This is a genomic window from Cognatiluteimonas telluris, from assembly GCF_011320095.1.
Lineage (GTDB): Bacteria > Pseudomonadota > Gammaproteobacteria > Xanthomonadales > Xanthomonadaceae > Cognatiluteimonas > Cognatiluteimonas telluris.
In genome coordinates this window covers 21,136-42,837 of sequence record NZ_JAANOY010000017.1, presented here as the reverse complement: position 1 = coordinate 42,837, position 21,702 = coordinate 21,136, and the positions used below count along the sequence as shown (strand labels likewise).

Genomic DNA, 21,702 nt, shown 5'->3' with positions numbered 1-21,702 from the left:
ATGGGCTTGGAAGGAGCGGCTGCCCTTGGGAGCGGCTTCAGCCGCGAGCTCTTCCCGCAATCACGACACGAACGGCCCCGTATCCGGCTCGCCACTGCCGGCCAGCAGCGCGCCGGCGCCCTGCGCCAGCAGCTTCTCGGCGACATCCAGGCCGAGGTCGTGCGCCTGGGTTTCCATCGCGACCGAACTGGCGCGCACCAGCCGGCCGCTGTGCGCGGAACCGACCAGTCCCGACAACACCAGCCGGCCGTCGGTCAAGCGCGCATACGCGGCCACCGGGACATGGCAGCTGCCGTGCAGGGCGAGGTTCATCGCGCGCTCGGCCTCCACGCAGGTGCGGGTATGCGCGTCGTCGAGCACCGCGCACAGCGCGCGCGTGGCGGCATCGCCATCGCGGCATTCGACCGCGATCGCGCCCTGCGCCGGCGCCGGCAACCACTGCGGCGCATCGAGCCGGTCGCGGATGCGCGCCTGCAGGCCGAGCCGCTGCAGGCCGGCGCACGCCAGCACGATCGCGTCGTAGTCGCCGCCATCGAGTTTCGCCAGCCGGGTGTTGACGTTGCCGCGCAGGTCGACCAGTTGCAGGTCCGGGCGCAGCGCGCGCAGTTGCGCCTGCCGCCGCAGCGACGACGTGCCCACGCGCGCGCCCTGCGGCAACCCGTCCAGGTCGGCGTGCCGGGTGCTGACGAAGGCATCGGCGTGGTCGCCGCGCGCCAGGATCGCGGCCAGCGCGAAACCGGCATCGAGTTCCATCGGCACGTCCTTGAGCGAGTGCACCGCGCAGTCGGCGTCGCCGCGCTGCATCGCCAGCTCCAGTTCCTTCAGGAACAGCCCCTTGCCGCCGATCGCCGCCAGCGAGCGGTCCAGCACCTCGTCGCCGCGGGTCGACATCGGCACCAGTTCCACCACCAGCCCGGGGTGCGCGGCGCGCAGCTGGGCGGCCACGAATTCGCTCTGCCACAGGGCGAGCGGGCTCTTGCGGGTGGCGATGCGCAACAGGTCCATGGGGACATTATCGCCGGAGCGCGGGAGTACCGGACGCCAGCGTGGCCGTCGCGGCGCCGCCCCGGGCTCCCCGGGGGGCCGCCAACCTCCGCTCGCGCTAGAGGTGCTTCACCGTCTCGCGCAGCATCGACACGCAGCGGCGGCTGACTTCCAGCGGCTGCTTGCCGTGGCGCAGCACCGCCTGCACATGGCCATCGCCGGCGCGCTTGAGTTCGATGATCTCGTGGCGCGCGACCAGGCAATTGCGATGGATGCGCACGAAGCGCTCGGGGAATTCGTCTTCCAGCGACTTCAACGACTCCTCGATCAGGTCCTCGCCTCGCGCGTGGTGCACGACGACGTATTTTTCCTCGGCCTGCAGGTAGTGCACGTCGTCGATCGGGATCAGCCGCAGGCTGCCGCGCATGCGCGCGCACAGGTGGGTACGCTGGGCGGCGGGCGCCGCCGTCGCCTGGCCGCGGCCGGCGGCGAACATCCGCACGCGTTCGATCGCCGCCGCCAGGCGTTCCGGGCGCACCGGCTTGACCAGGTAATCGATCGCCTGGGCATCGAAGGCGGACAGTGCGTGGGCGTCGAAGGCGGTGCAGAACACCACCGCTGGCCGGGGCTCGAACGCGCCCAGGTGGTGCGCGGCTTCCAGGCCGTCGATTCCGGGCATCACGATGTCCAGCAACACCAGGTCCGGCGCATGTTCCGCGCAGGCGTGGAGCGCGGCGTGGCCGTCGGCGGCCTCGGCCACCACCTCGACCCCCGGCATCTCGCCCAGCAACTCGCGCAGGCGCGCGCGTGCCAGTGGCTCGTCGTCGACGATCACCACCCGCATCGGCGCCGCTGCGACGGCGTTGTTGTCGTTCCCGGAGATCATCGCGCCGACCCCTCCGCCGCCACCGGCACGGTCAGTTCGCAGTGATAGTAGCCATCCTGCGAACGCGTCGTCATCCGCGCGCGTTGGCCGAACGCAAAGGCCAGCCGATGGCCGATGCTGTGCTGGGCGTGGCGCGCGCCCCCGTCGCCGCCATCGTCCGCGAGCGGGTTCTCGACGTGCATGTGCAGCAGTTCGCCGCGCACCGCCAGGGTGATCGTCACCAGGCCTCCCCGCGGCAGCCGCGCGATGCCGTGGATGATGGCGTTCTCCAGTAGCGGTTGCAGCACCAGCCGCGGCAACGGCAGCGACCACGGCAGGGGCTCCTGGCGGTCCCAGTGCACCTGCAGCCGCGTACCCAGCCGCAGGGTTTCGATCGCGAGGTAGCGCTCGGCCAGTTCGACTTCCTCGCGCAGGCTGGAGTCGGACTCCCCCGCGCCGAGTGCCGCGCGGAACAGGTCGGACAGGTCGAGCACCGCGCGCTCGGCGACGACCGGGTCGCGGCGGACCAGCCCGGCGATGGTGTTCATGCTGTTGAACAGGAAGTGGGGCTTGATGCGTGCCTGCAACGCATCGGCCTCGGCGCGCGCGCTGGCGCGTACCTGCGCCTGCCAGCCGTCGATGACGAACAGGTAACGCAGCACGATCGCGGCGATCAGTGCCGCGATCGCCGCGCTGCCGGTGGCGAACTGCAGCAGCGAGACCTGTCGCGGGATCAGGCCGTAGGCGAGGCTGTGGTCCAGCACGTGGATCATCGCCGCCCCCAGCCACGCCACCAGCGCGGCGCTGGCGACGGCGGCCAGCGTGCCCAGCGCCATCGGCAGCCGCGACAACCATGGGCGCAGCACGCACAGCAGCACCGCGATGGTCAACGCCAACCACAGTGCGAACGCACTGGCCGAAACGAAGCGCTGCGCGTTCCAGTGCGCCCCGCCATCGGGGGCCAGCGCGAGCACCAGCACCACCAGTTCGGCGACGCCGAACATCGTGGCCAGGCGCGGCAACCGGCACAGGTCCGGCAGCCAGGGTTCCCCGGCGCGAGCGGGCGCGGCGGCGGCAGGCCCCATCAGCCGGTGGCGAAGCGGCTGGCCAGCCAGCCGCCGAGGTCCGCGATCTCCTCGGCGCAGACCGAATGCGGCATCGGGTACCGATGCCACTCCAAGTCGAATCCGAGCGAGCGCAGCACCTGGGCGCTGAATTCCCCGGCCGCGCACGGCACCACCGGATCCTGCACGCCGTGCGCCATGAACACCGGCTGGGTGCGCGCCTGCGGCGTGGCCAGGCTTGCCGCCCGGTCGTGCATCGGCAGGTAGGTCGACAGCGCCACCAATCCGGCCAGCGGCTCGGTCCGGCGCAGCCCCGCGGCCAGTGCCACCGCCCCGCCCTGCGAGAACCCGGCCAGCAGCAGCCGCGAGGCGGGGATGCCGCGCTCGGCTTCGCGGTCGATCAGCGCCTGCACCTGGGCGATCGACTCGCCGATGCCCGCTTCGTCCGCGCGGTGGGCGAAATCGACGTTGGCGATGTCGTACCAGGCGCGCATGCGCATGCCGCCGTTGATCGTGATCGCGCGAGTGGGCGCATGCGGAAACACGAAGCGCAATGCCGGCCAGTCCGGGCGGACCAGCTCGGGCACGATCGGCACGAAGTCATTGCCGTCGGCGCCCAGGCCATGCAGCCAGAGCACGGTCCAGCGCGGATCCGGCCCGGTGTCGCGTTCGACGGTCGGCAGCACTTCCATCGCCGCATTGTCGCCGCCGTGGCGGTGCCCGCGTCAACTTCCGGGTTTGCCGGGGGCGCGCGAAGCCGGTTCGCCGATCCGGAAACGGCACACGTGGCCGCCGCGGACGATGCATTCCATGTGGTGGATGCGGCGGCCGCTCACGGCTTCCATGTAGGCCAGGTCGAACTTGCAGACCTGCGGATGCTGGCGCGCCAGCGCATGGAACACGCAGTTGAACGCTTCCACCTGCCATTCGTCGCCATGGCGCGCGGGCACCGCCTCGTAGCCGACGCTGTCCAGCCGCTGCGCCAGGGCGCGCGCCATGCCCTCGCTGCCTTCACCCGCCTGCAGGGCGGGCTGGGTCGCGGCGACGGTGGTGCCCAACTCCTGCAGCATTGCGCCGATTTCGGTCTCTCCCAGCCGCGCGTGCAGCTGCGCCAGCAGCGCACCGGCGATCGCGCCGTAATTGCGCGGAAACAGCTCGCGCCCTTCGGAGGTCAGCGCGAAGCGCGCCTGCGGGCGACCGCCGGTGGGCAGCGACTGCACCCGCTCGACATAGCCATGGCCGAGCAGCGCGGTCAGGTGCTGGCGCACCGCGTTGTGGCTGATGCGCAGGCGCTCGCATAGGGTTTCCACCCCGCAACCGTCCGGGGACAGCAGCAGCTGTCGCAACAGCCGCTGCTGGGTATCGCCGAAACGGGCCAGGCCCTGCGCCATCGTCAACCCGCCTTGTGCGTGGACACCACGGAACCGGCGGCGCGCTCGCGCGTCATCGCTTCCACGATTGCAGGACGGGGCGTCATCCTCAGCTCGCCTTGGCCGGGAACTGCTTTGCGATCGCACCGGCCAGCGCGTCTGCAATGCCGTCCATGTGCTGCTGCATCGTGACCCAGCTCGACGCTTCGCCCTTGCTGTCGCCAGCCATGATCTGGCTGATCTGCTGCGAATGGTGCGCGCCATGGGCCAGCATCAGGCCGCGCACGGTGTCCTCGGGCAGGTTGGGATTGGCGCTGGACAGGAACTTGGCGATGTCTCCGGCATTGGACACCAGGTGGGTCATCGCGGTGTTGGCGGCTTCGGTGTCGTTCTTGGCGCGCGCGTCGGTCAGCGCCTTGACCGCGCCCCAGTGGCCGGCGAGCAGGCTCATCATCTTTTCGCCGCCGGCCTTGCCGTAGAAGCCGGCGACCGCGTCGCTGATCTGATGGGCGTTGGCGACCACCGCGTCGGCGGCGGCCTTGGCCTTGGCGTCGTCGTGCGCGTGCACGGCCAGGGCGTATTCGCGGGCGTGGACGATATGGCCGTGCCACAGCGAGCGCATCGCGGCATGGAGCTTGGGCGCCGCGGGCGTGGCGGCGGCAGCAGCCGGTGCGGCCGGTGCGCCGGCGGCGGCAGGCAGGGGCGCGGCCTGCAATGGCGCGACACAGGCCAGCGCGAGCGTCAGGGTGGCCAGCGCGACGGGTTTGAGGGAGAGCTGCATGGCGGTTTCCTGGAAGGCATCGCGGACTGCGACCCGGCCATCCTGCGCGCCTGCACGCTACGCGCCAGACAGGGGTGTGTAAAGCCTGCGACAAGGGCCCGCACCGGCCCCCGCCGCCCCGGCGCAGGCGCGGATGCTTGCCTGCCCGCCGGGTCCGATCGCATCTGGGACCCGTGTGCAGCCACGCGCAGGTCAGATTTCCACCGGCGCGCCCAGCTCGACCAGCCGCGTGCCCGGAATGCGGAAAAAATCCGTCGCCGACGCGGCATTGCGGTGCATGAAGCCGAACAGGTGATCGCGCCAGGGCGGCATGCCGCCCCGGCGGCTGGCGACGATGGATTCGCGGCTCGCGAAGTACGTGGTCTCCATCGGGTCGAAGCACAGTCCGCTGCAGTCGGCCGCCCGCATCAGCGCCAGCGGCACGTCGGGGCTTTCCATGAAACCGTAGCGCACGCTCGCCTGGTAGAAGGCATTGCCGATGGTGTGGATCGAAAGCCGTTCCGACGCAGGCACGAACGGCACGGCGCGGGTTTCCACCGTCAGCAGCACGTTGCGCTCGTGCAGCACCTTGTTGTGCTTGAGGTTGTGCAGCAGCGCCTTCGGCACGATGCCCTTCTGCGCGGTGAGGAACACGGCGGTGCCGGGCACGCGAACGGGTGGCGACAGCATCAGGCCGGGCAGGAACGCATCCAGGGCGATGCCGTCCTTGACGATTTCCGCCCGCAGCAGCTGCCGCCCCCGCGCCCACGTGCGCAACAGCGTGAACACCAGCACGCCCAGCAGGATCGGGAACCACGCGCCGTCCATGAACTTGACGACGTTGGCGGACAGGAACGCCACATCGACCAGCACGAACACGACGGCGAGCGGCCAGAACAGATACGGCGGCAGCGCCAAGCGCCTGCGCATCGCCACGATCAACAGGGTGCTGGTGATCAGCATGGTGCCGGTCACCGACACGCCGTACGCGGTCGCAAGCGCGGTGGAACTGCCGAAGCCGACCACGGTGGCGATCACCGCCGCCATGAGCATCCAGTTGATCGACGGGACATAGATCTGGCCGATGGTTTCGCGGGAGGTATGGCGGATCGCCAAGCGTGGCAGGTAGCCCAGCTGGATCGCCTGTCGGGTCGCCGAGTACGCGCCGCTGATCACTGCCTGCGAGGCGATGACGGTCGCCGCGGTCGCCAGTCCCACCATGGGATACAGCGCCCACGGCGGGATGCCGTTGTAGAACGGGTTCGCGACCGCGGTTGGATCGGCCAGGACCAGGGCGCCCTGGCCAAGGTAGGCGATCGTGAGCGCGGGCAGCACGAGGACGTTCCAGGCCGCGGTGATCGGCTTGCGCCCGAAGTGGCCCATGTCCGCGTGCTCCCCGAAGCGCTTTCACTCGCCCGCCAAGGCAGGACCAGCGTCGGGCCTGCACAATGGCGCGGTCTACCCGAGTCGCCGATGCCGTTTCGAGCCGCCAATGCCTCGCTCGGCCCGCCCGCCGCCGGCTACCTGCTGGCCTTGGCGATGGCGCTACTTGCCGTGCTCGCCGCCGCGGCGGCCGAACACTGGCTGGGCCTGGCGGACCTGTCGCTGGTGTTCATGCTCGCGGTGCTGCTGGTCGCCGCGCGCACGCGCACCGGACCCGCAGTGGTTACCGCGTTGCTGTGTTTCCTGGCCTACAACTTTTTCTTCATCGAGCCGCGCTACACGCTCTACATCAGCGCAAGCCACGGCGTGGCGACCGTGCTGCTGTTCCTCGCTGCCGCCCTGCTGGCCGGGCGCATGGCCTCGCAACTGGCAATGAAGGTCCAGACGCTGCATGCCGCCCATGGCAATGCGCAGGCGCTCCAGGAATTGAGCCAGCGCCTGGCCGTCGCCGCTGACGAAGCGGACGTCGCCACGGCCGCGCGTGACGTCTTCCGGCGCCACCTGCGGGCCGACGCATGGGTGCGGCTGGACCAACACCCTGAAGGCTCGTCCGGCGGCAGCGACACGAATGCGTGGCGACAGCAGCAGGGCAGCGCCTCGGAGCATGGTTGGCTGTTCCTGCCCCTGCGCACGCCGGACCAGGACGTTGGCGTCATCGGGCTGAAGCTGCCCGAACACCTGGAAGGACTCGACGAGCTGCAGCACAGCCTGGTGCACGCCATGGCCGACAACATGGCCCAGGCCATACTTCGCACGCGACTGGTACGCGACCTGCAGACCGAACGCGTGGCCGGCGAAACCGAACGCCTTCGCAGCGCCTTGCTGTCGTCGGTGTCGCACGACCTGCGCACGCCGCTGGCCGCCATCATCGGCGCAGCCGATAGCCTGGACAACTACGGCGACCGGATGGACGGCGCCGACCGACGTGCGCTGCTGGACATGGTCCGCAGCGAGGGCGAACGGCTCGACCGCTACATCCAGAACCTGCTCGACATGACCCGCCTGGGCCAAGGCGCGCTGGCGCTGGAGCGGGACTGGATCGGCATCGACGAACTGATCGGCTCCGCGATCGGTCGCTTGCGTCGGTACCAGCCCGGAACCGCGTTCCCGGTGTCCCTCGACCCCGCCATCGGGCCGATCCACGTCCATCCCGCGCTGGTCGAGCAGGCGCTGTTCAACGTGATCGAGAACGCGGCGAAGTTCTCGCCGGCCGATGCCGCGGTCGCGATCCACGTGCGCGGCGACGGCGAACGGCTGCGCATCGATGTCACCGATCGCGGCCCTGGCATTCCGGAAAGCGAGCGCCAACGCATCTTCGACATGTTCTACAGCGTCGAGCGTGGCGACCGCGGCCACAACGGCACCGGGCTGGGGTTGGCGATCTGCCGCGGCGTGGTCCTCGCGCACGGCGGCGAGGTGGAGGCGCTGCCTGGGCCGGACGGACGGGGCACGACACTGCGGATCCTGTTGCCCATGGATCGGCACCTGCCAACGGCGGTGCCATGACGCACGGCGTCGCCACCCCTGCCCGCGTGCTGGTCGTCGACGACGAGCCGCAGATCCGGCGCTTCCTGGAGATCAGCCTGCGCACGCAGGGCTACACGGTGGAACTCGCCGACACCGCTGCCGCCGGGCTGGAAGCCCTGGCGACGCGCGGCGCCCACCTCGTCGTGCTGGACATGGGGCTGCCGGACTGCGAGGGACTGCAGGTCCTGCGCGACATCCGCCGGTGGTCGCAGGTGCCGGTGTTGATACTGACCGTGCGCGCGCATGAATCCGAAAAGGTCGCTGCGCTGGACGCGGGCGCCAACGACTACGTCACCAAGCCCTTCGGCATCCAGGAACTGATGGCGCGCATCCGCGTCCTGCTGCGTGCGCAGGCGGCCGGCCCGGATGCGACGCCGGCGTTCGACGACGGACACCTGCGCGTGGATCTCGCGCGCCGCGAAGTGAGCCTCGCCGGCCAGCCGATCGCACTCTCGCGCAAGGAGTACGCACTGCTTGCACTGCTGGTGCGCCATGCCGGGCGCGTCATCACCCAGCCGCAATTGTTGCGTGAGGTCTGGGGCCCCACGCACCAGGAAGACACCCACTACCTGCGCATCCTCGTCGGCAAGCTCCGGCAGAAGCTGGGCGACGAGGCGGCGGCCCCGCGATGGATCGCGACCGAGCCGGGGGTGGGGCTACGGCTGATCTGCGATGAATCGGTGATCGGCACCCGCCCGAAATGACTGCCTGCGGCCAAAGCCAACCTCGGGCCATCCGCGCGGCGGCTGGTGCGATGACCGGCCACCCCATCCGTCCAGGCGTCGCCATCGCCGAAGTGCGTCGAACCGGCAAACGAAGCAAGTCATGCGCCGGTTGGCCGCAATCGTCATGCCCGAACGTGGCGGCGTCCGGATCGAAAACATGCGTACCCGGGGGTGACCAAACCGTCGTCGCCCCAGACGGATGTGGTGGGCCCACCAGGACTCGAACCTGGAACCAAAGGATTATGAGTCCTCTGCTCTAACCAATTGAGCTATGGGCCCGCGTGTTGCGGTGCTGCGCGGGAGAATCAGCGCCGGCGGACGAGGTTCTTCTCGAAGATCGCCCACAGGATCAGGCCGTAGGACACCAGGCGCACGACGTAGTAGAGGGTCGCTTCCTCGGTGCGCGCGCCGTTGTAGGTGAACAGGGCGCGGTTGATGGCCTCGAGCAGGAACGAGGCGGCGAAGTACAAAAACAACCGGTCGTGGCTCTGGCGCCAGAAGCGCAGGAACAGCAGCGCCGCCACCGCCGAGCCCATCGCGATCGCGCCGAGCAGGAATTGGCTCATGACGGACGCTCCATCCCAACACGCTTCATGTCAATGCTCCTCGAAGATCAGGCCGTACAGCAGCAGCGCCACCGCCAGCAGCGCGCTCATCAGGCGCACCACCCACAGCGTGTCGTTGGGGAACAGGTAGTTGTCGGCGATGACCAGCATGTTGGTCAGGGTCAGGCAGGCAAAGCACAGGCCGCTCCAGAACAGCATGCGCGAGCCGGTGCGCCGGGCGCCGGCGAACAACATCGCGCTGCAGGCCAGCGCGGTGAGTGCACACAGGGCATAGATCAGCAGGGCCATGTCAGGAGTCCTTGCGCAGGCGGAAGGCGTCGGCGAAGCGATGGGCCTTGCGGTCGGAACTGGAGTGGATCAGTTCGGCGACCGTGACCATCTGCCGCGCGTAGAGCGTGGCCAGGGTGTCGATGGTGGTGGCGACGTCCGCGTCCGCCGGGGCGTAGCGGTAGCCGTTGCCGGCGACGACGACCAGGCCCGAGGCGATCAGGTCGTCCAGCAGCAGGGTGGCATTGGCGGCGTCGACGTAAAGCCGGCTGGCCAGTTGCGCCAGCGGCCACTCCTCGGGACGCCCGCGCAGCAGCAGCAGCGCCTCCAGGTGCGGGACCGTGGGGATGGTCGCCAGCAGGAAGCGGCGGACGTCGCCGGGGATGGTGGCAGCGTTCATCGCCGCGAAGCTTCGCCGATTTGGCCGCAGGCGGCAATGCGATCCGACGGGAAATCCCGGATTTCACGCGGAAAACCCGCCTCGCGGCGGGTTTTTCGTGGGGCCTTGCGCCCGCTCACTCGATGTCGAGGAAGCTGCGCAACTGCTCGCTGCGCGACGGATGGCGCAGCTTGCGCAGCGCCTTGGCCTCGATCTGGCGGATGCGTTCGCGGGTGACGTCGAACTGCTTGCCGACCTCCTCCAGCGTGTGATCGGTGTTCATGTCGATGCCGAAGCGCATGCGCAGCACCTTGGCTTCGCGCGGCGTCAGCCCGGCGAGCACGTCGCGCACGGTCTCGGACAGGTTGATGTTGGTGGTGTTCTCGATCGGCGACTCGACGTTGGTGTCCTCGATGAAATCGCCCAGGTGCGAGTCTTCGTCGTCGCCGATCGGCGTCTCCATCGAGATCGGTTCCTTGGCGATCTTCATGACCTTGCGGATCTTGTCCTCGGGCATGTCCATTTCTTTCGCCAGCTCTTCCGGCGTCGCCTCGCGGCCGAACTGCTGCAGCATCTGCCGGCTGATGCGGTTCAACTTGTTGATCGTCTCGATCATGTGCACCGGGATGCGGATGGTGCGCGCCTGGTCGGCGATCGAGCGGGTGATCGCCTGGCGGATCCACCACGTCGCGTAGGTCGAGAACTTGTAGCCGCGGCGGTATTCGAACTTGTCGACCGCCTTCATCAGGCCGATGTTGCCTTCCTGGATCAGGTCCAGGAACTGCAGGCCGCGGTTGGTGTACTTCTTGGCGATCGAGATCACCAGGCGCAGGTTGGCCTCGACCATTTCCTTCTTGGCGCGGCGGGCCTTGGCTTCGCCGGTGGCCATGGCGCGGCTGATGTCCTTGATGTCGGGCAGGGTCACGTGCATCGCTTTTTCGATCGCGATGGTGGCTTCCTGCTCGGCGACGATCTGGTCCTTGACGTCGCGCAGGCCCGAGGACCACTTCTGCTTGCGCTTGAGGACTTCGTCCACCCACTCCAGGTTGGTCTGGTTGCCTTCCCAGGCGCGGATGAAATCCTTGCGCGGCATCTTCGCCACGCGCGTGGACAGGTCCAGGATCCGGCGCTCGTGGTCCTTGATCTGGCTCAGCACCTCGCGCAGCTTGCGCACCAGCGTGTCGGTCAGCGGCAGCGGCAGCTTGAGCGTCATGAACTGCTCGGCCATCTCCTCGCGCAGCTTCAGCACCGGCTTGGCGGACGGGCCGTTCTTGGCGAAGGATTTCTCGAACTTGACGTAGCAGGCGGCCAGCGCCTCCATCCGGCGCGCGACTTCCAGCGGATCCGGGCCGGTGGGACCGGCTTCCTCTTCCTCGGCGTCGGCCGCGTCGTCTTCCTCTTCGGCTTCGGCATCGGCATCGGCGACGGGCGCGGCGACCACGGGCTCCGGGACTTCTTCCTCCAGGTCGTGGAAGCCGACCACGATTTCAGCCAGGCGCTTCTTGCCGGCCTTGTGCAGCTCGTAGTCCTCGAGCAGGAGGTTGATCGACCACGGGAAGCTCGCCAACGCGGCGCGCATCTGGTTCAGGCCTTCCTCGATCCGCTTGGCGATGGCGATTTCGCCTTCGCGCGTGAGCAGCTCCACCGTGCCCATCTCGCGCATGTACATCCGCACCGGGTCGGTGGTGCGGCCGCCCTCGGCATCGAGCGCGGACAGCGTCGCGGCGGCTTCCTCGGCGGCGGTGTCGTCGACCTCGCGGCCGCTGCCGGAGGTGCCGGCGAGCAGCAGCGTTTCGGCGTCGGGTGCGATTTCATGCACCTCGATGCCCATGCCGTTGATCATGCCGATGATGTCTTCGATCTGCTCCGGATCGACCATGTCGTCGGGCAGGTGGTCGTTGACCTCGGCATAGGTCAGGTAGCCCTGTTCCAGGCCCTTGCTGATCAACAGCTTGATATCGGATTGCGGAGCCTGACGTTCGTTGGCCATGGAAGGCGTGCCACCGGATGGGGTGTAGGGAACCCTGCATTATACTGCGCAGGGGCTTAAAACGCTTGCGCAGCGCGGCTGCGCGGGGGAAATCGACGCGCACCGGATGACGCGTCCAGCCGCCATCGGCCGCGATCGCCGCCACCATCGCGCGCGCGCCGGCGGCGGCCGGCGGCAGCAGGGACCGGCCGCGCGCTCAGCCGCGCAGCAGGAACGTCACCGGGCCGTCGTTGACCAGGCTGACCACCATATGGGCACCGAAGCGGCCGGTTTCCACCCCGCCGGCGTGGTGTTCGCGGCAGGCGGCGACCAGGGCGTCGAACAGCGGTTCAGCTTTTCCCGGCGGCGCGGCGGTGCTGAAACCCGGACGCAGGCCAGAGCCGGTGTCCGCGGCGAGGGTGAACTGGCTGACCAGCAGCAGCCCACCGCCGGTGTCGGCCAGCGACAGGTTCATCCGGCCCTGGGCGTCGGCGAAGACGCGGTAGCCGAGCAGGCGTTGCGCCATCCGCGCGATCCGGGTGTCGTCGTCCGCGGCCTCGACGCCCACCAGGGCGAGCAGGCCGGGGCCGATCGCGCCGACGCAATCGTCGTCGATCTCCACCCGGGCCTGGGTGACGCGCTGGATCAGGATGAGCATGGCGGGTCGCGGGTGCCGGACATGGCGTCGAAGGCAAGGCTACGGCATGCGGCGGCTCGGTAGACTGGGGCGATGCCGCGCGCCGTTGCCGCCTTCCTGTATGCCATCGCTTCGCTGGTCGGACGCCTGCCGTGGTCGTGGCTGCGCGCCATCGGCGACGCGGTCGCATGGGTGTGGCGCAGGCTCGATGCGCGTGAAAGCCGGGTCGCGCGCCGCAACCTGGAGCTCGCGCTGCCGGACATCGATGCCGACGCGCGTGCGGCATTGCAGCGCGCGGTGCTGGGCACCACCGCGCGCCAGGCGCTGGAGACGCTGCGCTTCTGGACCCGCCCGCATGCGCGCAACCTGGCGCTGATCCGCGAGGTGGAGGGCGCCGAGGCCTTCGATGCCGCGCTCGCCAGCGGCCGCGGCGTGATCGTCGCCGCGCCGCACTACGGCAACTGGGAACTGCTCAACCAATGGCTGGCGGCGCGCACGCCGCTGGCGATCCTGTACCGGCCGCCGGAGTCGGCGGTCGGGGAAGCCTTCCTGCAGCGCGCGCGCGCCGACAACGGCGAGCGCGTGACCCAGGTGCGGGCCGATGCCGGCGCGGTGCGGCAGCTGTTCAAGCGCCTGCGCGACGGCGGCGTGGTCGGCATCCTGCCCGACCAGCAGCCCAAGGCCGGCGATGGCGCGTTCGCGCCGTTCTTCGGCGTGCCGGCGCTGACGATGACGCTGTTGTCGCGGCTGGCCGCGCGCAGCCAGGCCCAGGTGTTGTTCGCGTACTGCGAACGCATCGATGGCGGCCCGATGTTCCGCCTGCGGATCGAGGCCGCGCCGCCGGCGATCGCCGCGGACGACCCCGACGCCGGCGTCGCCGCCTTGAATGCGATGGTCGAGCGCATCGCGCGCCGCGACCTGGCGCAGTACCAGTGGACCTACAAGCGCTACACGCTGCGGCCGTCCGGCCGTGGCGAGGACAATCCCTATCGCGATATCGAGCGGCGACGGACGGCGCGCTGACGCTGGCGGCTGCGCGGCGCGCCGCTCGCCGCATCAACCGTGCGGGACGCTGCCGCTACAGCGCTAGCGCGCGCCTTCCCACAGCCGCCGCAGCCGCGCCAGGAGTTCGCGACGATCGCGCGCCGCCAGCGAAGGCGGGTCGCGTTGCAGGCGTGCCAAGCGCTCGGCCAGTACGTCGAACAGCAATCCGCGCCAGCGCGCCAGCGTGGCGGCGTTGGTGAAGGCCTCACCACGCACGCGGCCGTTGGCGACCATCGCTCCGTACAGCCCCGGCTCGTCGAGCAGGCGCTGCAACGCCTGCAGCGCGGCGTCGGGCGTGGCGGCCTCGAGATAATCCAGCGGCCCTTCGCGCAGCTCGCGATAGCCCGACTCCGGGCCGAGGATCGCCGGCACGCCCGCGAGCCAGGCGTTGAACAGTTTCCACGCCGGCTTGTTGCGGATCAGGCCGAGCGCGGCCGGGCGCACCGCGAGCAGCACGTCGACATCGCCGTAATCGTTGGGTGGATGTGAAGGCGCGCCGTTGTCGGTGTAGTTGCAGCGCAACTCGATCCCGCGCTGGGCGAGGAACGCCTGCCACGCCGGCGCATGGAAGCCGCTGTCCAGGTTCTGTGGCGTGCCTGGAAACAGCACCACGTGCACCATGTCATCGCGCGTCGGATCGCGCGGGCGCAACGCCGGTTGCGGCCAATGCGGCAGGTGCAGCGCGCGCACGCCATCAGCGGAGAAAGCGTTCTGCACGATCTCGACATCGGCAAAGCCGACCGGATGGCGATCGCTGCGCACCGCGACCAGCAGCGCGCGATGGTCGCCGCGCAACTGCGCGCGCACGGCGCGCTTGTCGCCGGCATAGAACACCACGATGCCCTGCGCCGGCACCCGGTTGTCGAGCACCACCGGCAGGCCGGCATCGCGTAGCCGGCAGTAGCTGAGGACGATCCAGAAGTCCTCGCCCAGGCGCAGCCGCGCCGGCTCGGCGTCGGGCTGCAGCGTCCGCCACGCGGCGAGCCGGGCGTCGTCCACGGCAAGGAAGAAGGTGACCGGCATCGCCGTCATTGCGGGTGTCTGCCGCGCGTGGGTGTGGAGGGCAAGGCTACACTCGCCGCACCCAGCGCTACGAGGTTCCCCGCTTGCCGGCCACGCGCGTGCTGTTCGTTCCGGTCTCCGGCGGCGCCGGCAGTGGCGAGGTGCAGCGCTGCCGGGTGCTGGCGCAGGCGTTGCAGGCACGCGTAGTCCGCGAGGACGGGCCTGCGGTGGAGGTGCACTTCCTGCTCGCGCCCGGGATCGACGCAGGAGGGTTCTCCGCGACCGCGCTGTCCGCGTCGCCCACCCGCGCGCCGCGCGAAGTCGCCGCGTCGATCCGCGCCCTGCAGCCTGCGCTGGTGGTGTTCGACGGCAATGCGCGCGTCGCCGCGCTCGACGCCGCACGCGACGCCGGCGCACGCACGCTGCTGATCAGCTCGCGGCCGAGTGCGCGCGATCGGGGCTGGCGCTGGCGACGCATGGCACGGCTGGATGCGCACTGGCTGGTCGGCGCCGACCTGCGCGGTGCGCCCGGCTGGCGCGAAAGGCTGGCGCGCTGGCGCTTCCCGCAGGTGGATGTGCGCCGGTTCGCGACCCTGTTCGCGCCGCCCGGCGCGGTGGCGCCGGTGCTGGCGCGGCTTGGATTGCAGGCAGGCGACGCCTACGTCGTGGTCTGCGCCGGCGGCGGCGGGCATCGCGCGACGGCGTTGTTCGGCCAGGCCGCCAGCGCTCTGGCGCGCAGCGGCATCACGACTGTCGCCGTGGGCGTGGAGGCCGCCGCGCCTGCGATCGCGGTACCGGCACTGCCGAATGCGGAGCTGATGGCGCTGCTTGGCGGCGCGCGGGTGGCGTTGCTCGCGGGCGGCAGCCTGCTGGTGCAGGCGCTCGCGCTGGACGTGCCGGTGGTCGCGCTGCCGCTGCAGGCCGAACAGGCCGCGCGCGTGCGCTGGCTGGCGGCGGCCGGTGCGGTGCGGGCTGCAACGATGCCGTCCACGACGATGGCCGCCACGAGCGCACAGGACGCGACAGGCGTGGCACAGCGCGTGCGCGAACTGGTCGACGATGCCGGCGCACGTGAACGCCTGCGCACGGGCATTGGCGCGCTGGCGCTGCGCAATGGCCTGGACGATGCGGTGCAGGCGCTGGCCGTGCTGCTGCAACGGTAGCCGCACGCGCGCCCGCGATGTGCGGAGTGGGTCGACGATATCCGGCAGTTCCGTCAGCCGTTGACGCCCTTGCGATCCGTTGTCGCGCAGGGCCGCGCTCGTCCACGCCACCCCAACGCGGGTCGGAGCGCTCGCGGCCGGACGCGCTGGCCCCAAGTGGCCGGCCCGCATGGTCGATCATCCGCCGGCGTCGATGGCGACCGCTCGCGCGACGCCGATCGCCCTTGCAGCTGCGACCGTCAGTCGAAATCCGGTCCGCGCCAGCCTTGCAGTGGCGGCGGCGTGCAGTCCGGGCGCAACGATCCGGCATCGATCAGCCACCAGCGCCGTCGGTTGGCGACACCGGCGAACTGCGCGCGCGCCGGGTCCACGCACGGACCCATCGCGGCTTCGAGGATCAGCACGCGGCGCGCGGGATCGGCGCGCAGCCATGGCATCGCCGCGGCCAACTGCTGGTGCGGCGGCATGACGAAGCCCCACGTCTTCGCCGGGCGATCGGCCATCAGCAGGTTCTGTTCCTTCCATGCCACCAGGCCCAATGGCGTGTCGGGACCGATGCGTTGCCCGACCTGCGTCATCAGGCCACGCGCCGAACTCGATGGATTGAGCAGCGGATACGCGACCAGTCCATAGAGCAGCCACAAGCCGGTCAGCGCCGACAGCAGTGTTGCGATCGGACGGCGCCGGAACCACAGCACGCTGCCCGCTGCCCACGCCGCCATCGCCAGCAGCAGCCAGCCGATCGCGTCGGCGCCGGCTTCGAAGCCGCGTTCGGCAGCGAAGCGCGCCTCGAACGAAGGATGGCCGAACAGGATCGCCAGCCCGCCGCCCGCGGTCGCGAGCAGCAACGCCGCCACGCACGCGCGCGCGATCCATTGCGCGCCACGCTTGCGCACGATGCCCGGCAGCAGCGGCGCCAGCGCCAGGCACGCCATCGGCAGCGCCGGCATGATGTAGACGTCGCGCTTGCCGTGCGGGATCGAGAAGAACACCACCACCATCACCCACCACGCCAGCGGCAGCAGGTAGCGCGGATCGTGGCGTCGCAGCCGTCGCCGCCACGCCGGCAGTGCCCACGGCAACGCGAGCAGCGGCGGCAGCCACATCGTCAGCATCACCCCCAGGTGGTACCAGGGGGGATGCGGATGGTCCCAGGACTTCGCGTAGCGGCCGGCGGTCTGGTGGAACAGGATGTCGTCGACGTAGGCGTGGTACGCGGGCTCGTGGCTGCCCAGCGCCACCGACAACATCGGCGCCAGCCACACGGCCGCCGCCACCACGAACGCCAGCGGCCCCAGCAACACCCGCCAGTCGCGCAGCGGCACGCGCACGCCACGCCAGCCGCGCCATGCCGCGGCGAACGCCGGCAGCAGCATCAGCAGCGCCAGCACGCCGACGCCTTTGGTGATCGTGCCCAGGCCCGCGGCGAACCAGCCCAGCGTCCACATCCGCCAGTCGAAGCGGCCATCGTCGCGCGGCAGCAGGAAGCAGCGCAGCAGCCCGTAATTGGCGAGCGTGATCCAGAACGTCACCAGCGGATCGATCTGCGCCTTCTTGGCCTGGTAGGTGAACTGCAGCGCGAACAACAGCGCGAAGCCCGCGTACAGGCCGACCTGGCGCGTCCACAAGCGCTTGCCGAGGTCCACCACGCACCACAGCGTGCCCAGCGCGGCCAGCAGCGACGGCAGCAGGAAGGCGACGCGCCAGTTGCGCAGCAGTTCGAAGCCGGCCGCTTCCAGCCACATCAGCATCGGCGGCTTGTCCGAATACAGTTCCACCCCGCGATGCGGGAACAGCCAGTTGCCGCTCTCGACCATCTGCTTGGCGGCGAGCGCGAAGCGCGGCTCGTCCGCGGGCCAGGGATCGCGCAGTCCGATGCCGGCGCCGATCACCAGCAGCGCGAGGATCCAGAACAGCCAGGTGTCGCGGGAGATCCGGGTCTTGGGCATGGCGGGATGATACGAGGTGTTGCCTGCGGCGCTGTCGGGCGCTGGCATTTGCCGCCGGATGAGCGATCAGCGAGCGATGACCGCCGTCCTTCTCCCGCCGGGAGAAGGTGGCGCGCAGCGCCGGATGAGGGTGCGGCGAGCGATGAAGCAGGTCCCTTCCCCCACCGGGAGAGGGTGCCGCGCAGCATCGGATGAGGTGTGGCGAGCGAAGCGGCCGCCGCCCTGAACAACGCCGAACCCTGCTCAGCCCTTGCGCAACCGCGCGTAGAAAAACCCGTCCATGCCGTCTTCGCCCGGCAGGCGCTGCGAACCCTGCTCGCGGTCCGCCTGGCGCATGCGGCGGCCGAAGCGCGCATCCAGCGGTTCGATCGCCGCGTCCGGCCGCCGCGCGAGGAACGCGGCGACCTGCGCGTCGTTCTCGCAACGCAGGATCGAGCAGGTCGCGTACAACAGCGTGCCGCCCGGCGCGAGCGTCGGCCACAGCGCGTCCAGCAAGCGCGATTGCGTCCTGCACAAAGCGCCGATGTCGGCCTCGCGCCGGTGCAGCAGGATGTCCGGTTGTCGCCGCACCACGCCCGTCGCGCTGCACGGCGCGTCGAGCAGGATGGCGTCGAACGGCCGCCCGTCCCACCACGCGCCGACATCGGCGGCATCGGCCTGCCGCAACGCGGCCGTCGCACCGAGCGCCAGCCGGGCGAAGGTCGCGCCGATCTGCCGCAGCCGCGCCGGATCGACGTCCAGCGCCAGCAGCCGCATGGTCGGATCGCGTTCGAGCAGGTGCGCGGCCTTGCCGCCGGGGGCGGCGCAGGCGTCGAGCACGCGCGCGCCGGGCGACGGCGACAAGGCATCGGCAACCAGCTGCGCGCTGCCGTCCTGCACCGACAGCGCGCCGTCGGCGAAGCCCGGCAGCGCCGACACCGGCACCGGCGCATCGATCCGCAGCGCCTGCGGGCACAGCGGCGTCGTCGAGGCTTCGATCCGGCTCTCCGCCAGCTGCGCCTGCAGAGCGGCGACGCTGCCCTGCTGCGTATTCACCCGCAGCCACAACGGCCCGGGCTCGACGCTCGCGCGCAGGATCGCGTCCGCGTCGCCGGGCCAGTCGCGCCGCAGTTGCGCCAGTAGCCACGGCGGCCATGCCGCGGAGGGATCGCCTGCCGGCAGGCCTTCGCGCTGCGCGCGGCGCAGCAGGGCGTTCACCAGCGCGGCCTGGTGCGTGCGTCCGATGGCGCGCGCCGCGTCCACCGTCGACGCCACCGCCGCGTGCGCCGGCAGCGCCAGCGCATCGAGCTGCGCGAAGCCGGCGTGCAGCAACGCACGTAGCGGCGCGTCGCGTTGGCCCAGCGGCTTGGGCAGCCATGCGGCGAGCGCGGCGTCGTAACCCGCGCGCTGGCGCAACGCGGCGAACACGATGGCTTCCACCAGCGCGCGATCGCGCGGATCGGCGAGCGCCGGCAGCGCCGTCGCCAGCTCGCCCTTGAGCGAGCGGCCCTTGTGCAGCACCGCGTCGAGCACCCGTGCCGCCGCCACCCGCGAGGCGACACCGCTGGCGAGCGCCGCGGTCGACGCCGTCGCTGGCTTCATCGCTTCGGCCACGCCGCGAGCAACGCCCACGCGCCACCGAGTCCGGCGACCCAGGCGGCGGCGGGAATCCGCGCCAGCTGCGGTCCGCCGGCATCCAACGCATACAGCACCGCGGCGACGATCAGCAGCGCGCTGCCGACGATCGCGCCCACCGCGCGCCGCTGCAGTTGCCCGGTGGCCTCGGCGATGTCGGCCAGCTGGCGCGAATGCATGTGCAGTTCCTGCCGGCCTTCGACCTGTTGCTCCAGCCAGGCGTGCAGCAGCCGCGGCATGTCCGGCGCCTGCGTGATCAGCTCCGGCAGGCGCTTGCGGAATTCGCGCGCGAGCCGGCGCGGGCTGTAGCGCTCGCGCAGGATGCGTTCGAGCACCGGCCGGGCGACCGCCCAGATGTCGATGGCGGGATCGAGTTGGCGGCCGACGCCTTCGATGTTGAGCAGGGTCTTCTGCAGCAGGATCAGCTGCGGCTGGATCGTCAGCTCGTAGCGCTGCGCGGTGCGGAACAATTTGAGCAGCACCTCGGCCAGCGAGATCTCCGACAGCGGCCGGGTGAAGTACGGCTCGCACACCGTGCGCGCGGCGGCCTCGAGCTCGTCGATGCGGATATGCGACGGCATCCAGCCGGCCTGCACGTGCAGCTCGGCGATGCGGCGGTAATCCTTGTTGAAGATCGCCATGAAGTTCTCGGCGAGGTAGTACTGATCCTCGCTGGAGAGCTGGCCCATGATGCCGAAGTCCAGCGCGATGAAGCGCGGGTCGTCGCGTCGCGCCGGATCGGTGTCGACCCAGATGTTGCCGGCGTGCGCATCGGCGTGGAAGAAGTTGTCGCGGAACACCTGGGTGTAGAACACGCGCACGCCCTTGGCGGCCAGGCGCTGGCGGTCGATGCCGGCGGCGTCGAGCGCGGCGATGTCGTCCGACGGAATGCCATGCACGCGCTCGAGCGTGAGCACGCGCTCGGCGGTGTGCGACCAGATCACTTCCGGCACGTAGAGGTCGGGGCCGGGCTGTCCATCCGGGCCCAGCCAGAACCGCCGCAGCACCGAGGCATTGGCGCCTTCGCGCTGCAGGTCGAGCTCGGCGGCGAGCGTGGTTTCGATCTCGCGCACGATCTCGCGCGGGCGGATCTTGTCGGCGGCCGGATGGGTGCGATCGACCAGGCCCGCGATCGTGCGCAGCAGCGCGATGTCCTGGTCGATCTGCTGGCCGATGCCGGGGCGCAGCACCTTGACCACGACATCGCGCGATGGCGTGCCGTCCGCTGCGAACAGCGTCGCCGCATGCACCTGCGCGATCGACGCCGAGGCCAGCGGCTTGGTGTCGAAGCTGGCGAAGGCGACCGCGATCGGTTGCCCCAGCGCCTGCTCGACCAGCGCGCGCGCGGTGTCGCCATCGAACGGCGCCACGCGATCCTGCAACAGCGTCAGTTCCTGCGCGACGTCCGGCGGCACCAGGTCGCGACGCGTGGACAGGATCTGCCCGAACTTGACGAAGATCGGCCCGAGTTCCTGCAGCGCCAGTCGCAGGCGCGCGCCGCGCGGCATGGCCGCGATCGCGCTGGAGGCGCGCGGCACGAACGGACGCATGAAGCGCAGCCAGCGCTCGGCCGGCGTGTCGCGCAGCAGGTCGTCCAGCCGGTAGCGCAACAGCACGCGGCCGATGCGCAGCGCACGCAGGCCGGACTTCATCCGGCCGCTCCGCGTTGCAGCCGCGACACCCGCGCGGCTAGGCGCTCGGTGTCGTCGCGGACCGCATCGACGTGGTCGTGGAAGGCGTTCAACTCATCGCGGCCGACGACGTCGCGCGATTCCTCGGTGAGGTATTCGGCCGCGCTTTCCGCGAAGTCGCGTCCGGCCCGGCGCGCGCCCTTCAAGGCCGCGGCCACCGCGTTGGCGATCTGCACGCCGAGGACGTCGCCGAACACGGCGGCGAAGGGCTGCTGCCAATCCGGATCGAAGCGCTCGGCCAGCCGCTGCAGGCGGCGTGCCAGCTCCGCATCGCCGGACAGGTGCAGGCGTCCGACCGGTGGCGCGTCGTCGCGGCGCAGGCTGCCGGCGAACGGCAGCTGCGCGAACAACGCGCCCAGGGTGCCGCGCACGCTCAGGTCGGGCTCGGCGCTGTCCTCGACCGGACCCACGCGCAGGCGGTCGCCGTCCACCCGCACCTGCAGCGCGAGCGCGGGTTGCTCGACCCGCAGCACGACGCGCTGGCCATCGAGCGCGCGCAGCCCGTCGCGCGTGTCCGGATCCAGCGCCAGCGCGCGATTGAGCGCGGCCTCGAGGGTGCGGCCGGCGAGCGGTTTCCAGGACAGGGGGATGGGCGTCATCGCGCCATTGTAAGGGTCACCCCGCATCGCACCGCGAACGCCGGCGTGGCGCTGCGACGGCCGGCCGCCGGTCCCACCCGGGTC

General features: G+C 70.7%; 20 protein-coding genes, 1 tRNA gene and 1 pseudogene. 4 read left to right on the top strand and 18 right to left on the bottom strand.

Translation table 11 applies throughout. The features are described 5' to 3' along the window. Window positions 1-60 precede the first annotated feature (60 nt). From hemC to G7B67_RS09440, 7 genes and pseudogenes are all read right to left on the bottom strand, one after another. Entirely contained in the window at window positions 61-1,005 is a 945-nt protein-coding gene (gene hemC / locus G7B67_RS09470) for a hydroxymethylbilane synthase (RefSeq protein WP_166211379.1), read from the bottom strand. Between the two features lie 97 nt (window positions 1,006-1,102). Beyond that, window positions 1,103-1,828 (bottom strand): LytR/AlgR family response regulator transcription factor, encoded by a 726-nt coding sequence (locus G7B67_RS09465; RefSeq protein ID WP_166211400.1) that lies wholly within the window; start codon window positions 1,826-1,828, stop codon window positions 1,103-1,105. A 38-nt stretch (window positions 1,829-1,866) separates the two neighbouring features. Next, window positions 1,867-2,934, bottom strand: coding sequence for a sensor histidine kinase (locus tag G7B67_RS09460; RefSeq protein ID WP_166211376.1), 1,068 nt, complete (start codon window positions 2,932-2,934; stop codon window positions 1,867-1,869). After that, window positions 2,934-3,605: an alpha/beta hydrolase gene (locus tag G7B67_RS09455; RefSeq protein ID WP_166211373.1), complete on the bottom strand. Its 672-nt coding sequence runs from the start codon at window positions 3,603-3,605 to the stop codon at window positions 2,934-2,936. The genes G7B67_RS09460 and G7B67_RS09455 overlap by 1 nt, the downstream gene beginning before the upstream one ends. Before the next feature lie 33 nt (window positions 3,606-3,638). Further along, window positions 3,639-4,304 carry a helix-turn-helix transcriptional regulator gene (locus tag G7B67_RS09450; RefSeq protein WP_166211371.1) on the bottom strand — a complete coding sequence of 222 codons (666 nt, stop codon included), beginning with the start codon at window positions 4,302-4,304 and terminating at the stop codon, window positions 3,639-3,641. Window positions 4,305-4,392: 88 nt separating this feature from the next. Continuing rightward, window positions 4,393-5,064 (bottom strand): hypothetical protein, encoded by a 672-nt coding sequence (locus G7B67_RS09445; protein WP_166211368.1) that lies wholly within the window; start codon window positions 5,062-5,064, stop codon window positions 4,393-4,395. A 192-nt stretch (window positions 5,065-5,256) separates the two neighbouring features. After that, window positions 5,257-6,435, bottom strand: a pseudogene (locus G7B67_RS09440) (KUP/HAK/KT family potassium transporter); the annotation flags it as partial. Between the two features lie 81 nt (window positions 6,436-6,516). Here G7B67_RS09440 and G7B67_RS09435 point away from each other — a divergent pair. Together G7B67_RS09435 and G7B67_RS09430 are read left to right on the top strand one after the other, a co-directional pair. Then, complete coding sequence (locus tag G7B67_RS09435; protein WP_166211362.1) at window positions 6,517-7,992, top strand: sensor histidine kinase; 1,476 nt, start codon at window positions 6,517-6,519, stop codon at window positions 7,990-7,992. Further along, window positions 7,989-8,717 (top strand): response regulator, encoded by a 729-nt coding sequence (locus tag G7B67_RS09430; RefSeq protein ID WP_166211359.1) that lies wholly within the window; start codon window positions 7,989-7,991, stop codon window positions 8,715-8,717. The genes G7B67_RS09435 and G7B67_RS09430 overlap by 4 nt, the downstream gene beginning before the upstream one ends. A 223-nt stretch (window positions 8,718-8,940) precedes the next feature. Here G7B67_RS09430 and G7B67_RS09425 read toward each other — a convergent pair. The 6 genes from G7B67_RS09425 to dtd all read right to left on the bottom strand — a co-directional run bounded on the left by G7B67_RS09425 (window position 8,941) and on the right by dtd (window position 12,577). After that, window positions 8,941-9,017 (bottom strand) — tRNA-Ile (locus tag G7B67_RS09425). Between the two features lie 26 nt (window positions 9,018-9,043). Further along, entirely contained in the window at window positions 9,044-9,304 is a 261-nt protein-coding gene (locus G7B67_RS09420; protein ID WP_166211356.1) for a DUF5985 family protein, read from the bottom strand. A gap of 30 nt (window positions 9,305-9,334) precedes the next feature. After that, window positions 9,335-9,592 (bottom strand): DUF5985 family protein, encoded by a 258-nt coding sequence (locus G7B67_RS09415; RefSeq protein WP_166211352.1) that lies wholly within the window; start codon window positions 9,590-9,592, stop codon window positions 9,335-9,337. Between the two features lies 1 nt (window position 9,593). After that, window positions 9,594-9,971 carry a hypothetical protein gene (locus tag G7B67_RS09410; RefSeq protein ID WP_166211349.1) on the bottom strand — a complete coding sequence of 126 codons (378 nt, stop codon included), beginning with the start codon at window positions 9,969-9,971 and terminating at the stop codon, window positions 9,594-9,596. A 115-nt stretch (window positions 9,972-10,086) separates the two neighbouring features. Further along, a complete protein-coding gene (rpoD, locus tag G7B67_RS09405; RefSeq protein WP_166211346.1) occupies window positions 10,087-11,940 on the bottom strand; it encodes an RNA polymerase sigma factor RpoD in 1,854 nt (617 codons plus the stop codon). A 196-nt stretch (window positions 11,941-12,136) separates the two neighbouring features. Next, window positions 12,137-12,577, bottom strand: a complete 441-nt coding sequence (gene dtd / locus G7B67_RS09400) for a D-aminoacyl-tRNA deacylase (protein ID WP_166211343.1) — start codon at window positions 12,575-12,577, stop codon at window positions 12,137-12,139. A gap of 72 nt (window positions 12,578-12,649) precedes the next feature. Between dtd and G7B67_RS09395 the strand changes: the two genes are divergently transcribed. Then, window positions 12,650-13,579, top strand: a complete 930-nt coding sequence (locus G7B67_RS09395) for a lauroyl acyltransferase (protein WP_166211340.1) — start codon at window positions 12,650-12,652, stop codon at window positions 13,577-13,579. A 63-nt stretch (window positions 13,580-13,642) separates the two neighbouring features. Here G7B67_RS09395 and G7B67_RS09390 read toward each other — a convergent pair whose 3' ends face one another. Further along, window positions 13,643-14,632, bottom strand: coding sequence for a glycosyltransferase (locus tag G7B67_RS09390; protein ID WP_166211337.1), 990 nt, complete (start codon window positions 14,630-14,632; stop codon window positions 13,643-13,645). A gap of 74 nt (window positions 14,633-14,706) precedes the next feature. Between G7B67_RS09390 and G7B67_RS09385 the strand changes: the two genes are divergently transcribed. Next, entirely contained in the window at window positions 14,707-15,765 is a 1,059-nt protein-coding gene (locus G7B67_RS09385) for a hypothetical protein (RefSeq protein ID WP_166211334.1), read from the top strand. Window positions 15,766-16,004: 239 nt separating this feature from the next. Here the strand turns inward: G7B67_RS09385 and G7B67_RS09380 are convergent, their stop codons facing one another. The 4 genes from G7B67_RS09380 to G7B67_RS09365 all read right to left on the bottom strand — a co-directional run bounded on the left by G7B67_RS09380 (window position 16,005) and on the right by G7B67_RS09365 (window position 21,618). Continuing rightward, window positions 16,005-17,714, bottom strand: coding sequence for an ArnT family glycosyltransferase (locus G7B67_RS09380; RefSeq protein WP_166211331.1), 1,710 nt, complete (start codon window positions 17,712-17,714; stop codon window positions 16,005-16,007). 243 nt (window positions 17,715-17,957) lie between these two features. Further along, complete coding sequence (rsmB, locus tag G7B67_RS09375; protein WP_166211328.1) at window positions 17,958-19,295, bottom strand: 16S rRNA (cytosine(967)-C(5))-methyltransferase RsmB; 1,338 nt, start codon at window positions 19,293-19,295, stop codon at window positions 17,958-17,960. Then, window positions 19,292-20,980, bottom strand: a complete 1,689-nt coding sequence (gene ubiB, locus G7B67_RS09370) for a ubiquinone biosynthesis regulatory protein kinase UbiB (RefSeq protein WP_166211325.1) — start codon at window positions 20,978-20,980, stop codon at window positions 19,292-19,294. Before ubiB ends, rsmB begins: the two co-directional genes overlap by 4 nt. Beyond that, window positions 20,977-21,618 (bottom strand): ubiquinone biosynthesis accessory factor UbiJ, encoded by a 642-nt coding sequence (locus G7B67_RS09365; protein ID WP_166211322.1) that lies wholly within the window; start codon window positions 21,616-21,618, stop codon window positions 20,977-20,979. The genes ubiB and G7B67_RS09365 overlap by 4 nt, the downstream gene beginning before the upstream one ends. Between the last annotated feature and the right edge of the window lie 84 nt (window positions 21,619-21,702).